This window comes from Marinovum sp. 2_MG-2023 (assembly GCF_030548265.1).
Taxonomy (GTDB): domain Bacteria; phylum Pseudomonadota; class Alphaproteobacteria; order Rhodobacterales; family Rhodobacteraceae; genus Marinovum.
This window is the reverse complement of sequence record NZ_JAUOSD010000079.1, coordinates 1-614: the sequence shown is the minus strand read 5'-3', so window position 1 is coordinate 614 and position 614 is coordinate 1. Positions and strand designations below refer to the sequence as shown.

1 protein-coding gene is annotated in these 614 nt (G+C 61.4%); it reads left to right on the top strand.

The genetic code is table 11. The features are described 5' to 3' along the window. Window positions 1-614, top strand: a 614-nt coding sequence (locus Q4577_RS23675; protein WP_303473387.1) for a sulfatase, incomplete at both ends; no start/stop codon positions are given.

Sequence of the window (614 nt, the reverse complement as noted above, 5' to 3'; positions counted from 1 at the left end):
CCGCCCGAGACGCGCAACTTTCAGGCCTGGCGCTCGGCGCTGGACGCGGAATATCATTCGACGCCGTGGATTGGCGACCGCGCCATTGAAATGCTGGAGGATCAGGGCGACAAGCCGCTGTTTGCCTGGGTGTCCTTTCCCGATCCGCACCCGCCGTTTCTGGCGCCGAAACCCTGGTGTGACATGTATGATCCCGACGCGGTCGAGATCACGAAATGCCCGGATCTTGACCTTGAAAACCGGCCCTGGTGGCATGGGGCCTTTATGGAGGGTCGTGAGAAGATCAAGCAGGGCGCGGAACATAATGCGGGCGGCACCGATTGGGGCAACCGGGGTGACATGTCCGAAGCGGCAATGCGCGAGATCACGGCGATCTATTTTGGCATGATCTCGGCGGTGGATGCCCAGGTCGGCCGGATTCTGGACACGCTGGAGGCCAGGGGCGAGCTGGACAACACCATCATTGTCTTCATCTCGGATCATGGTGAATGGATGGGCGATCACGGGCTCTTGCTGAAGGGGCCGATGCTCTATGACGGGCTGCTGCGGGTGCCCTGTCTGATCTGTGGTCCCGGCATCAAGGGCGATCAGGTGATTGATGCGCCGGTGTCGAC